11 protein-coding genes are annotated in these 17,624 nt (G+C 42.5%); 9 read left to right on the top strand and 2 right to left on the bottom strand.

Features of this window, described 5'->3' with window-relative positions; all coding sequences use genetic code 11:
- Window positions 1-200: 200 nt before the first annotated feature.
- The gene (locus tag P2W82_RS03325; protein ID WP_336514415.1) at window positions 201-830 is read right to left on the bottom strand and encodes a DUF4159 domain-containing protein; all 630 of its coding nucleotides are present in this window, start codon (window positions 828-830) and stop codon (window positions 201-203) included.
- Window positions 831-1,113: 283 nt separating this feature from the next.
- On the opposite strand from P2W82_RS03325, the gene P2W82_RS03320 reads away from it, so the two are divergent.
- The 9 genes from P2W82_RS03320 to P2W82_RS03280 all read left to right on the top strand — a co-directional run bounded on the left by P2W82_RS03320 (window position 1,114) and on the right by P2W82_RS03280 (window position 15,495).
- Window positions 1,114-2,115 (top strand): AAA family ATPase, encoded by a 1,002-nt coding sequence (locus P2W82_RS03320; protein ID WP_336514414.1) that lies wholly within the window; start codon window positions 1,114-1,116, stop codon window positions 2,113-2,115.
- 81 nt (window positions 2,116-2,196) lie between these two features.
- A complete protein-coding gene (locus tag P2W82_RS03315; RefSeq protein WP_336514413.1) occupies window positions 2,197-3,084 on the top strand; it encodes a DUF58 domain-containing protein in 888 nt (295 codons plus the stop codon).
- 3 nt (window positions 3,085-3,087) lie between these two features.
- On the top strand, window positions 3,088-4,584 hold the full coding sequence (locus tag P2W82_RS03310; protein WP_336514412.1) for a BatA domain-containing protein: 1,497 nt from the start codon (window positions 3,088-3,090) through the stop codon (window positions 4,582-4,584).
- Window positions 4,581-6,704, top strand: a complete 2,124-nt coding sequence (locus P2W82_RS03305; RefSeq protein WP_336514411.1) for a DUF4175 family protein — start codon at window positions 4,581-4,583, stop codon at window positions 6,702-6,704. The genes P2W82_RS03310 and P2W82_RS03305 overlap by 4 nt, the downstream gene beginning before the upstream one ends.
- Window positions 6,704-8,455, top strand: a complete 1,752-nt coding sequence (locus P2W82_RS03300) for a hypothetical protein (protein WP_336514410.1) — start codon at window positions 6,704-6,706, stop codon at window positions 8,453-8,455. The genes P2W82_RS03305 and P2W82_RS03300 overlap by 1 nt, the downstream gene beginning before the upstream one ends.
- A 20-nt stretch (window positions 8,456-8,475) precedes the next feature.
- Window positions 8,476-10,176 (top strand): TldD/PmbA family protein, encoded by a 1,701-nt coding sequence (locus P2W82_RS03295; protein WP_336514409.1) that lies wholly within the window; start codon window positions 8,476-8,478, stop codon window positions 10,174-10,176.
- Between the two features lie 7 nt (window positions 10,177-10,183).
- Window positions 10,184-11,518: a TldD/PmbA family protein gene (locus P2W82_RS03290; protein WP_336514408.1), complete on the top strand. Its 1,335-nt coding sequence runs from the start codon at window positions 10,184-10,186 to the stop codon at window positions 11,516-11,518.
- A gap of 996 nt (window positions 11,519-12,514) precedes the next feature.
- On the top strand, window positions 12,515-14,152 hold the full coding sequence (locus tag P2W82_RS03285; RefSeq protein ID WP_336514407.1) for a TldD/PmbA family protein: 1,638 nt from the start codon (window positions 12,515-12,517) through the stop codon (window positions 14,150-14,152).
- A 5-nt stretch (window positions 14,153-14,157) separates the two neighbouring features.
- Entirely contained in the window at window positions 14,158-15,495 is a 1,338-nt protein-coding gene (locus P2W82_RS03280) for a TldD/PmbA family protein (RefSeq protein WP_336514406.1), read from the top strand.
- 361 nt (window positions 15,496-15,856) lie between these two features.
- Here the strand turns inward: P2W82_RS03280 and P2W82_RS03275 are convergent, their stop codons facing one another.
- Window positions 15,857-17,608: a RagB/SusD family nutrient uptake outer membrane protein gene (locus P2W82_RS03275; RefSeq protein ID WP_336514405.1), complete on the bottom strand. Its 1,752-nt coding sequence runs from the start codon at window positions 17,606-17,608 to the stop codon at window positions 15,857-15,859.
- Window positions 17,609-17,624: the final 16 nt, after the last annotated feature.

Genomic DNA, 17,624 nt, shown 5'->3' with positions numbered 1-17,624 from the left:
TCAAAATCAGGTAAGGCTGGCTATCGTTGTTCGTTGATCGTTGTTCGTTTTTGGTTCAGGATCGGCAGGTTGTCCCTTTTGCCTGGAACAGAAAAAGAAAACTGAAAACTTAACAGTATAATATTCAGACACCGGCTGTTTTCTATCGGCTATTGCCTCCTGCTATTGCCTGGCTGTCCCCTCCGAAACCCGGCCTTTCCTTACCCCATCGCATACACGATAATATTCACTCCAAACTTAGTATTGTCTTCTGCGAGGAAACGTTTGTTACGAAAATCATAATCCCATTCGCAACCATAGTCTTTGTTACTATACAATACGGCCATGCGTCCATTGATTTCAATTGCTTTCAGATAATCATGGATCAGATCATCACCCCAACCATTGAGCTCGAAACCGGTATTGGGCGGTCCTTTTTCGAACTTAAAGAACGATGAATATATTTCGTGGTTATTGGGGATCTTCTTTAATGCATCATTGCCAAACAGTCTGCCCATCTGTGATTCAAATGATTTAGCAAATAGTCCATCAATATCATGATTGCAGTCGTCAACAAAAACAAACCCTCCATTCTCTACATATTTTTTAAAATTCGCGGCTTCCCCGGAATCAAACTGAACGAGCTTATGACCACTCAGATAACTGAATGGATATAAAAAAAGATCATTTCCATGAAGTTCTACCACTTTTTCCTGCGTGGCAATTGGAATAGTTGTGTATTCCAGAAGGGAATTAAGCATGTTCGCAGGCATGCGCTGATCTGTATCCCAGTCGCCGGAACGGTATTTTATTCTTGTAAAAGTGAATTTCGATCCCAAAACTGGTACCAAAATTAGGTTTGGAACCGGCTATAAAGAGAATTTATTTTTAAACGCTCAGTTAAATACCATTACCTGATAGCATAAAGGCTATTCAATAAACATGTTAAATGTGAAGCCGGGATCATCGGATTCTATTTTTAAACTTTATCTCCATAAAGGTGATTTCAATTCGCTCTTCGTCCTTCTTTCCCGCCCTTCCTATCCCCGTTCATCAGAATTCGCCAAACATTGCTGATTTTTTTCTAATTTTCTCCCTTCGCATTGTCGATTTACTTAATGAAAACTGACGTCATTGGAGAACCTTCAGCAAACTGTGGAATCATTACTGGAAAAGCTTTCCGGTCTGAAAAAAGAAATACAAAAAGTAATTGTAGGTCAGGACTCTGTTATTGAAGAAATACTGGTAAGCCTGCTCGCTGGCGGCCACTGCTTACTTGAAGGGGTGCCCGGTCTGGCGAAAACATTAATGGTGAGAACGCTTTCAAGATCGCTTGATTTGTCATTTCGCCGCATTCAGTTCACACCCGATCTGATGCCTACAGATCTGATCGGTACAGAGATTCTCGAGGAAGATCATGCCACCGGCAAACGTTTTTTCAAATTCAATAAGGGTCCGCTTTTCGCACATATTATCCTGGCTGATGAGATCAACCGAACTCCACCAAAAACGCAATCCGCTTTGCTGGAAGCCATGCAGGAATTCGAGATTACCTATGGCGGACAGACTTATGCTTTGGAGCGACCATTCTTCATCCTGGCAACACAAAACCCCATTGAACAGGCGGGTACTTATCCGCTCCCTGAAGCTCAACTTGACCGATTTCTCCTGTACATAAAAATCGGATATCCAACAGAAGCAGAGGAAATTGCGGTGCTGGCAAACACCACAGGTAATAAATTCACTTCTGTGCAAACGATACTCGACGGGAATGAAATCAAAACAATCCAGAAGCTCGTAAGAGATGTCAGTATCAATGATGATCTCATCACTTTTGTAAGTCGCCTCATCAGGGCGACAAGACCTGATACCAGTTCATCATCATTTGTAAAGGAATGGGTGAGGTGGGGTGCCGGTCCAAGGGCAGGGCAGAGCCTGATACTGACTTCAAAAGCCAGGGCTTTGCTTCGCGGGCGATATAGTGTACTTATGGAAGATATTCATGCGATGGCTTACCCTGTATTACGACATCGCATTTTGATGAATTTCAAAGCAGAAGCTGAAAACCTGAGTTCCGATGCTGTTACAAGGGAACTGATTAAATCCGTTCACCGGCCGGAAACGGTTATACGTTGATGTTATCGATCTTATTGACTCCTGAACAAACTTCATTGCCATCTGAATCGGAATTAATGATCCTGTTCAATTATTTTTTATATGAGCCGATTACTTGATCCTGCTGTAATGATGTCATTAAAAAACCTGCCGCTCGCGGCCAGGACAACTATCGACGGATTCACTTCAGGTATCAACAAGAGCAAAGTGAAAGGGCCGGGTCTTGAGTTCAGCCAATACAGAAGCTATGAACCTGGCGATGATCTTCGCTGGCTGGACTGGAAACTTTACGCGCGCTCTGATCGGTATTACATACGTGAGTCTGAAATCGATACCAGTATATTTGTTCGTTTTGTGGTCGATGCCAGCGCGTCTATGCTGCACCGTGATGGCGATTTTACAAAGATTGATTATGCGCGATACCTTGTAGCAACACTCGGATGGCTTGCCTATCAACAAACTGATGGTATCGGTTTATACGTTCTTCAGGATAACAAATTATTCAGCCTCCCGGTGAAAAATGATTTTCAGCATCTGAACAGGTTTTGTCATCGGCTGGAGCAGATTGAACCCGGCGGAAAGTTTACGACTCCTGTTCAGTATCGTGATCTGTTCAGCGGATCTTACAGAAGAGAACTGTTGATTTTCGTTACCGATCTGTACCAGGAAGAAAATGAGATCATGCAAATGCTGGATGGACTTTCTGCGCAGCGGCATGAAATAATTGTATTTCACATTATGGCTCAGAATGAACTGGAGTTTGACTTTAATGATTATAACGCACTCGAAGATCTGGAAACAGGCCAGCAGGTAGTCTATGATGGATTGCAGGATAAAACACAAATGAAGCACCAGATGCAGGAATATTTCACACGAATGAAAAAAAAGATGGTCGAAAAAAATATTTATTACAGGATGATGCGAATAGATGAACCCCTGGAAGTTGCGATGCGTGATTTCCTGAAGCAAAGAAATCAATTTAAATCCTGATCGTTGATTAGTTTTTTACAACCACAATGGTTATGGGCGACAGCTGCAATCGCTGTTCCTGTACTGATTCATTTCTGGAACGTCAGCAAGGGTCGTGTGCTCAAAATCGGAAGTATAGCATTCATACCTGCTTCATCGAGAAAATCGAGTAACCGTCTTCAACTTTCGGAGTTGCTGCTGTTAATGCTTCGATGCCTGTTCATCCTGCTGATCAGTTTTTTCATGGCGAAACCTTATCTGACGAATTCATCTACAGAAAAAAAAGAAGCAGGATGGATAATTGCAGGTTCCGATGTATACGAACAAACTATTTCCAATCACCAGGCACTTATCGATTCCCTCCAGAGAAACGGGTATGTTTTTCGTAAATGGGATACTTCCCTTTCCGTCATGAATCAAAAAAAATGGAGTGAAGATCTTAAAAACCATAATAATGAAGTTGCCATCAAACCATGGGAATTGGTTCAACTGATCAATAAGAAAGCTGCAAAGGATTTTCCTGTTTTCATTTTTTCAAATAATCAATTGAATCTATACCACGGGAAAAGACCGCCTTCCCATGCAGCTATCCATTGGATTTTTAGTCAATCACCGCCACGTTCAACAAAATACATCAGTGGAGCAAGATTGATTTCAGAAGATAGTGTTGATGTTGTGATAGCGACTGGAACTTCAGGTGAACTCAATAAGACAAAAGATAAAATCAGCTTGACAAATCCACCGTCCTCTTATAAAATAAAAACCGAAGCTGATCAGATTTATTTATCCTATGATGATAATGCTCCGGTAATTGCTGACACCGCTCCCGGAAAAATGATAATCGTAGATGAGCCAGGAAAAACTGATGGGAAATATCTGAAAGCGGCCCTTGAAGCCATTGCATCCACTACGGGAGTCAGGATGGAAATTACATCAGTTACGACTGGCCAATCAATTGCTGATCATGCAGATTGGATATTCTGGCTCAGTGAACAAATAATTCCAGAGGAAATAAAGGCAAAGCAGGTACTCGTATATGCGTCCGGCGAATTCATTGAGAACAATTCTGTTCTTCAAATAAATGGAGATTATAAATCAACAGGAGGCGAAGTACAATTGTTCAGGGCTTTTAAAGATCGGATGGAAAACAATGCCGGAAATATGCTGTGGTATGATGCTTCAGGAGATGCAGTGCTGTATCGCGATTCAGCCAATGCATCGAAATATATCCTTCGCACAAAATTCAACCCGGCATGGACGGATCTTATCTGGAATGAGTCTTTTCCGTACCTCATTTATTCGTTGATACTGAAAGAGCCCGGTCAGGAAATTAATCAGAAATACGATCCGCGAATGGTTGATACAGGGCAGGTAAAAACGTCATCAGCGTATACAGGAAAGGGTATTTCTGAATTTTCCGTTACGGAATCAGTTCTTCCGCGATGGATATGGTGGATACTATTGGTCACCATCTGCATTGAAAGAATAGTGGCATTACATTCAAAAGCCAGACTGCAGTGAACAAGGCTCCGGTAAATATCATTTTTCAGAAAATACGTGACGCATGGGTGCGAAGCACGTGGCTGGCATGGATCATCACCGCCATCAGCATCAGTCTGGTTATGGGATTTTTTTTATCGTATTTATTTGGCATATCATATCTCTGGCTTATTCCTGTGACAATTATCCTCGCCGTCCTGCTGATCAGAATTGACAAATCCTGGAAAATTGATGTAATCGATGTAGCGAGATTCCTGGATAGAGAATATCCGGAACTGGAAGAAAGCAGCGTGCTGTTACTTAATAACACAGATGATCTGAATTTTCTTCAACAGATACAGATGCAGAAGGCAATGAGCCGGCTACAACGGATTTCGCATCCGCAGCGAACAAATCCAAAACTGAAACTTGCATTTGGAGTATTGGCTATTTCGGCGCTTGTAATTTCTGTAATGGCATTTGCAACAAAAAATTCACTCCCCAAAATAACAGGTGAATCGCCAGTAGCTGAAGCGAAAACTGAAACAGTTAAAAGACCGTTGATCGTAAAATCAATTGATGTTTGGGTAAGACCGCCAGCATATACCGGGATAAAAGAGCAACACCAACGAGGCGGTTCAATTAAAGCCTTACCCGCTTCTAAACTCCGATGGGAAATCAATGTTTCGGGTACTATCCACGCAATTGAAATTGTCGTCAATGATTCAAAACGAATTTCTGCACAATCATCGGGCGGTGCTGAAAATTGGGAAATCAGATCTGAGATGCCCGGACAAGGTTACTACCAGGTTAATTTCAGTGGACAATCCTCGCCGCTTTACCAGATCGAATTAATCACAGATCAGTCTCCGGAAATCAAAGTTCAATCACCGGCCCCTGATTTATTAATCCGTTATGGAGATCCTGAAAGATTTAAACTTAATGCGCTGATAAAAGATGATTACGGGATATCCGCAGCAAAAGTATCCGCAACTGTTTCGCGTGGAAGTGGAGAAGCTGTAAAATTTGAACAAAAGAATATCCCGACCGGCATTCATTTTTCAGCTCACGCACGGGAATATCAAATCAACCAACAGATAGATTTGAAAAGTCTTGGCATGATCCCCGGAGATGAACTTTACCTGTTTGTCAGTGCTGTTGATAATAACAAGCAGGAAAAACGTTCTGATATATTCAGGGTAATTCTTGAGGATACAGCGCAGCTTTTCAGTATGGAAGGACTGAATTCAGGTCTTGATATCAAACCGGAATTTTTCAGAAGTCAGCGGCAGATCATTATAGAAACAGAACAATTGCTTCGTGATCAACTTAATATTTCAAAAGAGCAATTCCAGGAAAAATCCAATAGCCTCGGAATAGATCAGAAGCTGTTACGGCTCAGGTACGGGAAATTTCTCGGTGAAGAATCTTCTACATATGAACATGAAGGAGATGGTCACGAAGATGATGCTACCGGAATACCTGATAACAATGCTGATATCCTGAGTGAGTATGGTCACTCACATGATAATGCCGAAGATGCAACTTACTTTGATGCTGAAACTAAAAAGCAACTCCGTGCGACGCTCAATGAAATGTGGAAGTCTGAATTGCAGCTGCGAACCTACAAACCAAAAGATGCTTTACCCTTTGAATATGAAGCATTGCGTTTATTGAAGGACCTGCAGCAGAAATCAAGAGCTTATGTAGCAAAAACAAATCTGAAAACAACACCGTTAAAACCAGAAACAAGGCTAACCGGCGACCTTAGGGAAATTGTACAACCGGTTTACAGCATTTTTAATGAATATAAGCCATCTCCAGACGACCCCGTACGTAATGCTCTTGGCACTATGAATGATTTGATGGCCGGAAAGTCATTTAATTCTTCGGACCTGGAAGAGTTAAGAAAAGCCCATCTTGTATTAAGCAGGAGAGCGATGGATGCCCCGGCTGACTATCTCGCCGCATTAAAATCTCTCAGGACAATTTTACCGGCGCTGGAATCCAATCAACCTGTTCAATCCGCAGATGTAATTAAAGTATCAAAGGCCTTTCAATTGATGTTGACCGATCCGTCAGCAACGCCGTCTTTGAAAACACCAGTCGATAAAATATTATCTGACATTTATTTCAGCAACCTGAAAAAACTGCAGCACTGATGGAGATGATGCAGATCATTTCAGCAATCGTTATTCTCGCGGCCATCATTTACTTCTCGTGGCGGGAACACAGGAGAAAAAATCCGAAGCGACGCGTTTTTCGCATGCTTGCCACTCTTGTTTGCTTTGCATCAATATATTGTTTGTTGTACCCGGTTACCTGGACGGGTAAAAAATTTACCGATGGAAAAAGGTTGGGCATCATTTTAACTGAGGGTTATTCCCAGGACAGTATTCAATCTGCAATTGAAAATAACGAGAGTGCATTGGTAATTGAAGGAGCAGATCTTTTCAAAGCACCGGCAGATATTTCCCATTTTCAATTGTTCGGATATGGGTTTCCGATAGGTACCAGGTTTTCCGAAATGCCGTCGGTTATTTCATTCAATCCCACCCGGGAAAGCGAGGGTGTTACTGCTGTCTACTGGAATCAAAAAGTAATCACAGGTAATGAATTGCGGGTTCAGGGCCGGTACCGGAATTCCTCTCAAAATATGGTTACGTTAAAATTATCTGTATTCGGCAAAGTTGAAGATTCTGTTCTGATACAGCCATACGCCGCTTTTAATTTTACACTGAAATCTATCCCGCGTTTTAATGGTCGTGCAGTGTACCAATTGTTTGCCTTATCTGGAAAAGATACTCTTGAGTCAAACGCTGTTCCGGTAAAGGTTATCAGCGCAGATAAGCCAACGATCATTATGCTTTCATCGTCACCAGGCTTTGAGCAGAAATTTTTCCAGGATTGGCTTTCTGGCGAAAGTTTCTCAGTGATCTCGAGGGTCCGTACCAGTAAAGATAAAATTGAAAGAAAATACCTGAACGTTTCAAAACAAACACAGCAACAAACACTGCTGAATCAAATCAGATCTGCAGATGTATTGATTTGCGATACGGAAGAATTCGATCGTCTGAGTTCATCAGACAGGCAATCGGTCTTCAATTATGTTTCTGAAACCGGGCTCGGACTTCTGATCACTGCCGATAGTATTTTACCACGGCAAGATATATTGAGGAAATCATTTTCATTAACTGCTGCAAATAAAATATCAAATAGTATCAAATTCAAACCGGGAGAAAATAAAAGTCTTGTTGCTGTCCCTGCAGATGGCCACGCCCGATTTTTAAAACAGTCAGAAAATAGCATTTCTATAATCAGGGATTCTGCTGACAGGGTATTAGTTGGTCAAATAAAATACGGCAGAGGAAGCATAGTGATCTCTCTGATGCCTTCATTGTATCCACTTGCACTCAGTGGAAATCAGTTTGCATTTGCTAAGCTATGGACTACAATTATCAACGCTGCTGCGCTGAAAGACAACAGACGCGAAAGAATTGGCACCGACACACGTTTTCCGGTTGTTGATGAAGAGATGAGTTTTACATTGATTTCCGGCGATAATAACGCAAAAAAATTGTCTGTAGATAATGTTAACATTGCACTTGAGCAGGATGCAGATCCTGGTGGATTTTACAAGGGAAAATACTGGCCAGAAAAGGAAGGATGGCTCGATAAGATCACCAGTAATTCAGACACTGCAAGCGTATATATTTACAGCGACAAGGATTGGAAAAATATCAGGATGCAGGAACGGATTAATTATACAAAACAATTGATTAAAAATAATGCTGATAAAAGGGAAACCCTTTCGCCGGCAATCAGCCATAGAAAAAAATTACCGGATGTTTTTTTATATCTAATGCTTATATTGAGTACTGTTTTTTTATGGATTGAAAAAAAGTTTGCCTGAGCAAAGGTTTTTCAATTCTGATGACATCCAACCTGCTGCGGAAAGTATTGTTCTGTTTTTCTTATCACCCAAAAGATTATACATTGAAAAGAAAAGAATTTCTTCAATTGTCTGCTATGAATGTCGGGGCAATTATGATTCCCCGGTTTATGCAGGCTGGAAAGCAGATTGATGAATCTGCTTTATTAAACGATGGTATCGATGTAAAGGTTAAAAAAGAACTTTCGGATACCGCTTTGAATGCTGCTAAATCAAAGGGAGCAACATACACTGATGTAAGGATCGGAAGATACCTCAACCAGTTTGTTATTACCCGCGACAAAAGAGTGCAGAATGTCGCTAATACCGAATCTTTCGGCGTTGGTATTCGGGTAATTGCCAATGGCTGCTGGGGATTTTCTGCAACCAATGAGGTTACCAAAGATGGTGTAGCCAAATGCGCGGAAAGAGCAGTTGCCGTTGCAAAGGCAAATTCAAAAATCAAAGCGAATGTGGTGAATCTTGTACCACAGAAAGGTTATGGACAGGTTTCATGGAAAACACCGATCGAAGTCAATGCGTTCACTGTTCCCGTAAAAGATAAAGTCGATCTTTTATTGAAAGTAAATGATCTCGCCGTACAGGGTGGTGCAAGTTTTATCAATGCAGCAATTCTTGCTGTAAATGAACAGAAATATTTTGCATCTTCTGACGGTTCTTATATTGACCAGGACATACACAGGATATATCCAACATTTACAGTTACCGGTGTAGACAAAGCCAGTGGAAAATTCACAACACGTGCTTCGTTCAGTTCACCGGTAGGTATGGGTTACGAATACCTGACTCCAAGTGATTCAGAAAAAGTAAAAGGAATTGTAACAAGGTATAAAGACCGTTATGATATCATCGAGGACGTGAAGGCAGCAACTGAAGATGTAAAACAAAAACTGACAGCACCTTCGGTTGAGCCCGGTAAATATGATCTCGTTCTTGATCCTTCGCATCTCTGGCTCACTATTCATGAATCTGTAGCGCATCCGACAGAACTGGACCGCGTACTTGGATATGAAGCAAACTATGCAGGAACAAGTTTCCTTACATTAGATAAACTGAAATCCGGCAATTTCAAATTTGGTAGTGATATCGTAAATATCAAAGCCGACAAACTGCAGAAGGGATCTCTTGGAGCAGTTGGTTACGATGACGAAGGTGTTGGTACCAAAGAGTGGGACATCATCAAAAACGGCGTGTTGGTTAATTTCCAGGCCATACGCGATCAGGCTCATATACTCGGCCTAAAGGAATCACAGGGTTGCTGTTATGCGCAGAGCTGGGCTGATGTTCAGTTCCAGCGAATGCCGAATATTTCGCTGCTGCCGGGCAAAGAAAAGAAATCAGTCGATGATATCATCAGGGGAGTCGAAAAAGGAATATATATCATCGGCAACGGATCATTCAGTATTGATCAGCAACGCTATAATTTCCAGTTCGGCGGACAAACATTCTACGAAATCAAAAACGGAAAAATTACAGGCATGCTGAAAGATGTGGCTTACCAGGCCAATACGCAGGAGTTCTGGAATTCCTGTTCTGCAATAGCCGACAAATCAGATTATCGTTTGGGTGGTGCATTCAACGATGGCAAAGGTCAGCCTGGTCAGTCAAACGCTGTTTCACATGGTTGTGCAACAACGCGTTTCAATGGGGTCAACGTAATTAACACAGCAAGAAAAATCTAAAATTCTTATGGCAATATATTCAAAGGAAGACGCGCAGAAACTATTGAAAAAAGTGTTGTCGTACTCGAAAGCCGATGAGTGTGAAGTAGCGCTGAGTGGCGATGAAAGTGGCAACATCCGTTATGCATTGAATGCAGTTTCAACGGCTGGAGATATTTCTACACTATCCCTATCCGTTACTTCAACTTTTGGAAAAAAATCCGGCAGTGCATCCATCAATGAATTTGATGATGCTTCGCTGGAAAAAGTAGTAAGGCGTTCCGAAGAACTTGCGCAGCTCGCTCCTGAAAATCCGGAGTACATGCCGCTGCTCGGTCCGCAAACATTTAAAGACAGCATCACTTATAACGCAAACACGGCAGCAATGACGCCGGATACACGTGCTGAAGCTGTTGCAAAAAGTATTAAGGTTGCAGAAGAAGCAAAACTGGAAGCTGCAGGATTTCTCGAAAATTCAACTTCATTCAATGCAGTTGCGAATTCAAAAGGTCTGTTCGCATATAATACAGATACGAATGTGAATTTCACCATCACCATGCGTAATTCTGCGGGTACGGGTTCAGGTTATGCTGCCAGAGGTTTTAATGATGTAAGCAAACTGGACACTTATTCCGCAACAAAAATTGCTGCACAGAAAGCAACGGGATCTGTAAACGCAAAAGCGCTTGAGCCAGGAAAATATACGGTAATTCTTGAGCCTGTCGCCGCTACCTACATGATGGAAAATATGTTCCGGAGTCTCGATGCACGAAGTGCAGATGAGGGGCGGAGTTTTATGAGTAAACCGGGTGGTGGCAACAGGATAGGAGACAGACTGATGGATGAAAAAGTAACGATCTACTCAGATCCTTTTCATCCTGAACTTCCGGCCGGTACCTGGACGCGCGATGGACTGCCTCTGGAGAAAACTACCTGGATCGATAAAGGTGTGGTAAAAAATCTTTCTTATTCCCGTTACTGGGCCCAGAAGAAAAATGTGGCGCCTGTTCCTTTTCCTTCCAATATCATTATGGAAGGTGGAGATGCTTCACTTGAAGATCTGATCAAAAGCACAGAAAAAGGAATTCTTGTTTCCCGCTTATGGTATATCCGTATGGTGGATCCACAAACACTTTTACTCACCGGGCTTACCCGCGACGGTACTTTTTATATCGAAAACGGACAAATCAAATACCCGGTAAAAAATTTCAGGTTTAACGAAAGCCCGGTGATTATGCTCAACAATGTAGAGGCGCTCGGTAAACCTGAACGCAGCATCAGTGTTGAGTCTTACAGGAGCTACCTGGTACCTCCGATGAAGATCAGGGACTTTACGTTTACGTCGTTGTCTGACGCTGTGTAAAGTATTACGTTGAACGTTGAACGTTAAACGCTGGCCTATGCAGATGCGGTGTTCTTCCAAAAATTGAAAGAATTCCTTTCTCGCATACGCCAATTATTTTATGATGGTAACTGCATCGGATAAGCATTCGTTATACGTTCAATGTATAATGTTGAACGTATAACGAAGGCCTATGTGGGTGCCGCGATTCTTCATTAATTGAAAGAATGCTCGACCAACACAGGCGGATCTTTTTATGATGTTAGCTACATCGGATAAACATTCGTTATACGTTCAATCTACAATACAAATGTTGGACGTATTACGCAGGTCTATGTGGGTGCCGCGATTCTTCATTAATCGAAAGAATGTTCGACTAACACGGGCCTATCTTTTTTGATGTTAGCTACATCGGATAAACATTCGTAATACGTTCAACGTACAATACAATGTTCAATGAATAACACAGGTCTCCGTGGGTGTTGCGATTCTTCATTAATTGAAAGAATGCTCGACCAACACAAACCTATCTTTTTATGATGTTAGCTACATCGGATAAACATTCGTAATACGTTCCATGTACAATACAAATGTTGAACGTATTACGCAGGTCTACGTGGTGCCGCGATTCTTCATTAATTGAAAGAATGCTCGACCAACACAGGTCGATCTTTTTATGATGTTATCTACATCGGATAAGCTTACGTTCAACGTTTAACGTCTGACGTTTTACGTTCTACGTTTTCCCTTTTCTGGGTATTCTACATTGTCTGTCATTTTTGTCATTACCACTTGTCCTGCTTTAACAATAATCGCCAGCCGCAGCTACCCAGGCTTTCCGCATCCTTAAAGGCCAGCGTTAAACGGTCAACGTTTTACTTCAGGCCTCCTGCGGAATGCTTGCGTCTTCCTGTTCCCTCTTCCGCCTTTCGTAAAAAAAGCCTGACCAAAACATACTTCTCATTAAGCCATTACCTAAATTGTACGTCTGATCGTATTCACAAAAACTATTAACCATTGAAACGTAAAGAATTTCTATCCATGGCTGGCATGGGTCTGGGGTCATTGATGATTCCTGGACGGGCATTGCTCGGAAACCCATTGCCACTTGATGCTCCCTGGTATTACGGGGATCCAGCCGCAAAAAAACTTTTAGCAGATGTGGCCTTGAATGCAGCCCGGTCCAAAGGTGCCACCTACACCGACGTTAGAATCGGCCGCTACCTGAACCAGTTTGTCGTTACCCGCGAAAAAAATGTGGAGAACGTCGTTAACACCGAGTCCTATGGTATCGGAATAAGGGTTTTGGCAAATGGTGGATGGGGCTTTGCTGCGACTGACCGTATGGACAAAGATTCGATCGCAAAGACAGCCGAGCTTGCCGTGGCCATAGCAAAAGAAAATTCAAGACTGTTGTCTGAACCAGTGCAGCTCGCACCACAGAAAGGATATGGAGAAGTCAGCTGGAAAACGCCGATCAAAAAAAATGCATTCGAAGTTCCTATCAAGGAAAAAGTCGACCTGTTATTGTCTGTTAATGACGCAGCAATGCAAGGTGGTGCAAACTATATGAACAGTATCCTGTTCTTTGTCAATGAACAAAAATATTTTGCATCAACAGATGGCTCATATATCGACCAGGATATTCATCGCATCTGGCCAACATTTACCATAACGAAGATTGATGAGAAGTCAGGAAAATTTGAAACAAGAAATGCATTGAGTGCTCCTGTAGGTCGTGGTTACGAATATGTAATTCCGCAAGCCGCCGATAAGATCAAATTGCCACAGGCAACTTTGTATCGCGATAGCTATGACATGATGGAAGACGCACGCGAAGGAGCGAAACAGGTTGCTGAAAAAATGAATGCCAGATCTGTTGAGCCGGGTAAATATGATCTCGTTATCGATCCCACAAACCTGTTCCTGACGATTCATGAATCTGTCGGTCACCCGTCAGAGTTAGATCGCGTTTTAGGCTATGAAGCAAACTTTGCCGGAACCAGTTTCCTGACCCTTGACAAATGGAAATCCGGCAATTTCAATTTTGGTAGTAAGAATGTTAATATCAAAGCGGATAAAACGGAAGTGGGAACGCTTGGTGCTGTTGGATATGATGATGAAGGCGTACAAACCAAACAATGGGATATCATTAAAAATGGGATACTCGTAAACTACCAGGTGATCCGTGACCAGGCTCATATTCTTGGGTTGAAAGAATCACAGGGATGTTGTTATGCGGATAACTGGAGCAGCGTTCAGTTTCAGCGAATGCCGAATGTTTCTTTACAGCCCGGTGCTGCAAAAATGAGTCCGCAGGACATCATTAAAAATGTGAAAAAAGGAATTTATATCATTGGAGAAAGTTCCTATTCCATAGATCAGCAACGTTATAATTTCCAGTTCAGCGGACAGTTGTTCTATGAAATTAAAGATGGTAAAATCGTTGGAATGCTGAAGGATGTTGCCTACCAGGCAAACACACAGGAATTCTGGAATGCCTGCAGTGCAGTTGCAGACAAATCTGATTATCGCACAGGTGGTTCCTTCTTCGATGGGAAAGGACAACCCGGACAGATTAGTGCAGTATCGCATGGAGCATCCACCGCAAGGTTTGATGGAATCAATGTTATTAACACAGCAAGGAAAATTTAATTCTTATGCCCATCTTAACAAAAGACGAAGCAGAAACATTATTGAAAAAAGTACTCAGCTATTCAAAAGCTGATGAATGCGAAATAAATCTCAGCGGTGGCGACAATGCCAATATCCGCTATGCACGTAATTCAGTTTCCACCAGCGGCGCGACTAGTCAATCCACATTGCAGGTAGCATCTGCATTTGGCAAAAAGCTCGGTATAGCGACGATTAATGAATTTGATGACGCCTCACTGGAAAAAGTAGTGAGAAGGGCAGAAGAACTGGCCAGGCTCGCTCCTGAAAATCCGGAGTATGTGCCCTTCCTGGGTCCGCAGCAGTATCAGCCTGCATCAAAAACATTTGTAGATGCAACAGCTGCAATGGATCCTAAAATGCGGGCAGATGCTGTAGAAAAGAGTTTGAAAATTGCAAAAGATAATAAGTTGATTGCAGCAGGATTTATGGAGAATAGCGCCGGCTATTCAGCTATGATCAACTCGCATGGGCTGTTTGCATACAGTACCGCGACCAATGTTAATTTCAACGTCACTCTGCGCACAGAAGATGGTAAGGGTTCCGGATATGCATCCAAAGGTTATAATGATGTAAGCAAACTGGATGTGGAAGCGGCAACAAGAATTGCTGCACAGAAAGCCGCCAATTCAGCTAATGCAAGAGCGCTCGAGCCCGGAAAATACACCGTGATTCTTGAACCGGAAGCAGCAATTGTTCTGCTTGAAAATATCTTCTTCAACATGGATGCACGATCTGCAGATGAAGGAAGAAGTTTTATGAGTAAGCCGGGAGGTAAAACTAAAAAAGGGGAGAAGCTGGTGGATGAACGCATCACCATATATTCAGATCCTTCTAATCCTGAATTGCCCACCCGTAGCTGGAATGGCGACGGGATGCCACAGGAAAAAGTGTACTGGATCAATAAGGGAATCATGCAAAACCTCTACTATTCCAGGTACTGGGCCCAGCAAAAAAATGAAAAGGCCATTGCTTTTCCTGATGGTGTAATTGTCGCGGGCGGTACTTCTTCACTGGAAGACCTGATTAAAAGCACAGAAAAAGGAATTCTTGTTTCGAGATTATGGTATATCCGTTCTGTTGATCCGCAAACATTGCTGGTAACTGGTTTAACACGCGATGGAACTTTCTATATTGAAAACGGACAGATCAAATTCCCGGTGAAAAATTTCAGGTTTAATGAGAGCCCGATCATCATGTTAAATAACCTGGAGGCACTCGGAAAATCTGAAAGAACCGTTAGCGGAGAGTCGGGTATTCATGCGTTGGTACCACCGATGAAGATCCGAGATTTTACATTTACATCTTTGTCGGATGCAGTGTAGAAAGTTCTTAGTTCTTAGTTCTTAGTTCTTAGTTCTTAGTTCTTAGTTCTTAGTTAAACAGCCAGTTCACAGTTTACAGTTTTCTGTTTCTGTGGACTGGTTTTTTTTTCAAACTGGCTGTTTTCTCCTACTATATAACTTCCTTTTTGCCGGGAAGTCTTTAAGACTCAAAGATTGCTCTAAAATTTGCTTCGAGCTTCCTTACAGTCTTTGAGTCTTAGAGGCTATCGGCAGGATGATCTGTGTTATTTTTTAAGAAACATTGGTGTCGCGCTAATAATGAGACTGCCTCCTGACTAAAAAGGCGGAGATAGAAATCTCCGCCCAACCAACTATTAACTGTGTTTGGTTTGTATGAAACTCAGTACCCGGGATTCTGCACAAGGACATTTTTACTCAGGTCAATCTGCCTTTGTGGAATGGGATAAACTTCGTGTTTGCCCGCCGTGAAAGAAGCTGATCCAAAGAATGGACGAATGTTCCTTTCAAAGTCGAGGTATTTATTTAATACTGTTGCAGCATCACCCCAACGCACCAGGTCGAAGAAGCGATGGCCCTCCATAGCAAACTCAAGCTTTCTTTCAAACTTCAGTGCTTTTAAAGCAGCTGCTTTATCAGTCCATGTATCGTTATACAGCCCGACTTTATAGTTGGCTGCCGGTGTTGTTGTTCCATCTAGTACCACCCAGCTGGAAGGTTTTGCAGCTCTTGCACGAACTTCATTTACCAGGGCTCTTGCTTTTTCTAAAGAACCCGCTTCGATTTCCGCTTCAGCCAGCATCAGAATAACATCAGAAAAACGAATCAGGTTGGTGTTGATAGCGGTAACGGTACTCGCCCAGAATGAACCATCAGTTAATGTTCCTTTCTGAGATTTATAATACACGTTCTTCTTAGTATTGTAAGGTCCGCCATAAGCCTGGTCACGCTGCCAGGAAATACCCTGGTGCAGTCCCCAATCGAGGTAAGGAATTCCTCTTCTGCCTACTGCCCAGTCCAGACGGGAATCTATTGTTCCTGCATAAGGAGTAAATGGTTGAGTGATCTGGATGCCTTCGTCACTCGTAACCTGTGGTGCAGCGTTATAATTATCAGGATTTGGCAAACCGGAAGTCGCATCAACTTTAAAAGAATTTACCAGGTCCTGTGAAGGCTGGAAAAATCCACAACAGTCAAAAGGACCACCATAAGGGGCGTTCAATACATCACCGTAGTTTGCATTGGCAGCGCCTGCAGCATCGTTTACAGAACTCTGTACTGCAAATACTGACTCGCGGCTGTTTTTGGTTGCGGCATTAAAATTGTCCTGGTATTTATCCAGCAACATATATTTCAGGCCCAATGACGTCGTACCGTTGGTATACACATCATTGAGGACTGTCAATGCATTTGAAAATTTCTTTTCAAACAAAAGCGTCTTTCCAAGATATGCACCAGCTGCCCATTTGTTTGCGCGGCCGACATTAGGCATTGTTCCCGGCAGGTTATCGTAAGCATACTGAAAATCTGCTTCGATTTGAGGCCAGATATCGGATGTGTTCGGAACGTTAACTTTTTCATTTGGCACGGTGAACTCAGCCATTGTTTCGTCTATATATGGCGCATTACCCCACATCTTTTTAGCTTCGAAGTGATAGTGACCACGAAGGAAACGCGCTTCAGCTGTAATCCTTACCCTGTTGGCATCTGATACGTCCGTTGCCTGTGCAAGAATTTTCAGTACTGTGTTTGTACGCATTACACCTTCATAAACTGCTTTCCATTTTACATTGAAATAATTGTTGGTAGCGTTGGCAGTGAACGTTTCAATGGGGCCGATATCCGGCTGATCACCTGCCCATGTACCCTTATGGGCATCTCCGCCAACTATACTACCAAACACCCAGTTGGATGCCGCTGATTCCCAACCACCGATACCATTGGAGTTCTGATATCCGTCCAGCAAAGAATATGCACCGATCAATAATTGGTCAACACCTTTTTGGTTGGCCACCACCGGTTCACTAAGTGCACCAACCAACGGTCGGTCGAGGAAGCTTTTGGAACACGCATGGAACACATACGTCATTACAGCTCCCGATACTATTAATAATATGATGAATGATTTTTTCATACAAGCTCAGGTTTAA

Source organism: Pollutibacter soli (genome assembly GCA_029269725.1).
GTDB lineage: Bacteria > Bacteroidota > Bacteroidia > Chitinophagales > Chitinophagaceae > Pollutibacter > Pollutibacter soli.
Note: the sequence above shows the minus strand (reverse complement) of the source record. Positions and strands in the feature narration are given on the sequence as shown.